The sequence below is a fragment of the Thermoflexus sp. genome (assembly GCF_040289485.1).
Taxonomy (GTDB): Bacteria; Chloroflexota; Anaerolineae; order Thermoflexales; family Thermoflexaceae; genus Thermoflexus.
On sequence record NZ_PSLG01000113.1, the window covers coordinates 1 to 3,117 of the forward strand.

The following is a 3,117-nucleotide window of genomic DNA, read 5'->3' on the forward strand; positions in this document are numbered from 1 at the left end:
GGGCCGCCTGTCGGAGCGGATCGGGGTCGAGGGGTGGGCGGATCTCGATGAGGGGGAGCAGCAGGGGAATCGCCCCTAGGGCCGCCAGGCGGGCGGCCAGATCCTCCGCGGCGCCGCGGGGACGAGTGATCAGCACACGGCAACCGGCCAGGGGCGCCTTCTCGCGCGCGTTCATCCCTCCGCCTCCAACCACCGGATCGCTCCCTGGGCGCGAAGCCGCTCGCCCAGGGCCTGGCCCAAAGCCTCCGCCGCCGTCGCCGGGCCCTCGATGCGGTCCCGGAAGGCCCGGCCCAGCGGGAACCCCAAGGGGGCGATCACCAGGCCCTCCAACGTCAACCGATCCCCCTGGACCTCCGCATAGGCGGCGATGGGCAGCCGACAGCCGCCCCCCAGGGACCGGAGGAACGCCCGCTCGGCCAGCACCGCCCATCCGGTCGGGGGGTGGTGCAACGGCGCCACCCACGAGGCCACCGCGCGATCCCCCTCCCGGATCTCCACCGCGATGGCCCCCTGTCCGGGCGCCGGGAGCACCTCGGAGATGGAAAAGGGCTGCACCCCCTCCCCCATCCGGTTGAGCCGGAGCAGACCGGCCATCGCCACCACGATGGCCTCGTAGCCGCCCTCCTCCAGCCGGCGCAGACGGGTGTCGACATTCCCCACCAGCGGCAGGTAGGTCAGGTCCGGCCGCAGGGCCCGCAACTGAGCCGTCCGCCGCGGGCTGCCTGTTCCCACCCGGGCCCCCGGCGGCAGCGTGTCCCAGGTCCATCCGGACCGGGTGACCAGAGCCTCCCGGGGGTCGGCTCGCTCCAGGACGGCCGCGATCTGCAGACCCGGGACCGGATCGGTGGGGAGATCCTTCAGGCTGTGGACGGCGAGGTCGATCTCCCCGGCGAGCAGCGCCCGCTGGAGCTCTTTGACGAAGGCCCCTCGCACATCCCGACGGCCCAAATCCCCGCTGGTGCGGACCACCACCCGCTCCACCGGAAGGTCCGGGAACCGGGCCCGCAAGGCCTGGATCACGCTCTCCGTCTGGGCCAGGGCCAGGGCGCTGCCCCGGGTTCCGATCCGCAAGGGCCGTGCCCTTCGGCTCATCCGGGCTCCTCCCTGTTGGGCCTTGGGAAGGCCGCCGGATCCTCTTCCAGACCCCAGAGCCGGCATGCCAGCGCTAGCGCTTGGGGATCGACGGCCAGGGCCCGCAGTTGCGTGAGCGGCGTGTGCAGCAGCTTGCGGACCAGGCGGTGGGTCAGTTGCTCGATGCGGGCCCGCTGGGCCGGCGTGAGGTCCCCGAGTTTCGGCCAGGCCCAGGCGAGTTCCTGCTGTCGGATGCGCTCCGCCTGCGCCTGGAGCGTCGCGATCAGCGGGGCAACCCGGCGGCCCGCCCATCCGGCCTCCCACTGTCGGACGGCGTCCTCCACCAGCGCCTCGGCATGGACGATGGCCTCTGCCAGGCGTTGGCGCTGGTCCTCCGCGAGGGCCTGCAGGTCCTCCAGCCGGAGCGGGTGCAGCCCCTCTTCGCTCTCGACGTTGGGCGGCATCCCCAGGTCGACCAGCAAGGGCTCCGTCCCCCCGCGCTGGGCCCGCACCCACTCCAGATCAGCGCGGCGGAGGATCGGCTGCGGAGCGGCCAGGGCCAAGAAGGCACAATCCGCCTGGGCCAGGGCGGGTCGGAGCCCCACCAGCCCGCCGGCCTCTCCTCCGACCTCCTGGGCGAGGGCCTGGGCGCGGGCTGGGGTGCGGCTGAGCACGATCAGGCGGGCAGGCCCATACCGGCGCACGGCCCGGGCGATTTGGGTCCCCATCGTCCCGGCCCCGGCGATCAGGACGGTCCTCCCGGTCAGGGGCTGTCGCTGATGGGCCGCCCGGACGGCGAGGGTGCCCAGGGAGAGCGCGCCGGCGCCGAGAGCGGTCCGGGCGCGGACCTTGCGCCCGAGGGCCAGGGCCTGTTCCACCAGCGGTCCGAGGACAGGACCGATGGTCCCCGCCGCTCGGGCCCGGCGATAGGCCGCCCGGATCTGACCCAGGATCTCCGGCTCCCCCACGGCCGTGGAGTCCAAGCCAGCGGCCACCCGGAACAGATGACGGGCGGCCTCTCGATCCCGCCAGCGCGCCTGCAGCGGAAGGAGTTCCTCCGGCGGCGCCTGAAGGCGCTGGGCCAGCTGTCGGAAGGCCTCATGGTCCAGCCCGACGCCATACAGTTCGATCCGTTCGCAGGTGAGCAACAGGAACGCTTCGGCGAGGCCGGCCCCCGAGAGCCCCCGCAGGAGGACGTCGGCGCTCTCCTCCAGGAGCCTCCACCGGCCCCGGAAGGCCTCCGGCAGCCGTTGTCGGCGCAGGCCGATCCCAAACAGCATCTGGATCCCTCAGGGATCTGGCTTTCGGTCCGCAGGCGCCTCCCCCGCGCCTGGAGGGGCCCATCGCTCGCATCCTTCAGGGACATGATTCTATGTTTTTCTCAAAATTTGTCAAGGATTGCTAGCTTTTTTAGGATCCCGGGGTCCTTAAATCGGGGAGGGGTGGGGCGTGGGGATGGCCCGCTCGCGGGGGGCGAAGGCCAGGTATTGGTAGAGGGTGCTGATCCCATAAAAGAAGGCAGTGAGCCAGAACACCGGGGCCATGCTCCCGAAGCGGTCCTGGAGGAAGCCGGAGGCGGCGGCGCCGAGCATCCATCCGGCCTCCCATGCGGCGTTGAGGAGGCTGCTGGCGATCCCCTGTTCCCGGGGCGGGAGGATGGCCATACAGAACTCGGTATAGAGAGGCGCTCCCATGTTCATCAGCATACTTCGCAACCGCATCGCCAGGGCGGCCAGGCCGGCCTGTTCCGTGAGGGCCATGCTCACCAGGGCGATCACCGAAAGCCCCTGGGTGAGGGCCACGGTGGGGATCCGGCCCCACCGCCGGGCCAGGGGCGGCGCCAGCAGGGCGCCCAACCCGGTCAGGGCCGAGGCGGCCGCGAAGAGGGCCCCCAGGGCTTCATCGGGTATCCCATACCGCTCGCGGAAATAGACATTGAGGAAGGGCAGGCTCAGCCCGGCCCCGATGCCCAGCAGCAGATGGGGCAGGGCGAGGGACAGCAGCGGGATCGAAAGACAGGGCGCCGGCGGCGGGGCGGCGGCCGCC

At 72.1% G+C, this 3,117-nt stretch carries 3 protein-coding genes; all 3 read right to left on the minus strand.

Annotated elements, in window-relative coordinates:
• Window positions 1-171: 171 nt before the first annotated feature.
• Window positions 172-1,092, minus strand: coding sequence for a hydroxymethylbilane synthase (gene hemC, locus C4313_RS11455; RefSeq protein WP_352429979.1), 921 nt, complete (start codon window positions 1,090-1,092; stop codon window positions 172-174).
• A complete protein-coding gene (gene hemA, locus C4313_RS11460) occupies window positions 1,089-2,351 on the minus strand; it encodes a glutamyl-tRNA reductase (RefSeq protein ID WP_352429980.1) in 1,263 nt (420 codons plus the stop codon). Before hemA ends, hemC begins: the two co-directional genes overlap by 4 nt.
• Window positions 2,352-2,498: 147 nt before the next feature.
• Window positions 2,499-3,117, minus strand: a 619-nt coding sequence (locus C4313_RS11465; protein ID WP_352429981.1) for an MFS transporter, incomplete at its 5' end; no start/stop codon positions are given.

Bases quoted from the DNA above. Each gene is read 5' to 3' on its own strand.
- hemC (WP_352429979.1), bottom strand. From the start codon at position 1,092: ATGAGCCGAAGGGCACGGCCCTTGCGGATCGGAACCCGGGGCAGCGCC.
- hemA (WP_352429980.1), bottom strand. From the start codon at position 2,351: ATGCTGTTTGGGATCGGCCTGCGCCGACAACGGCTGCCGGAGGCCTTC.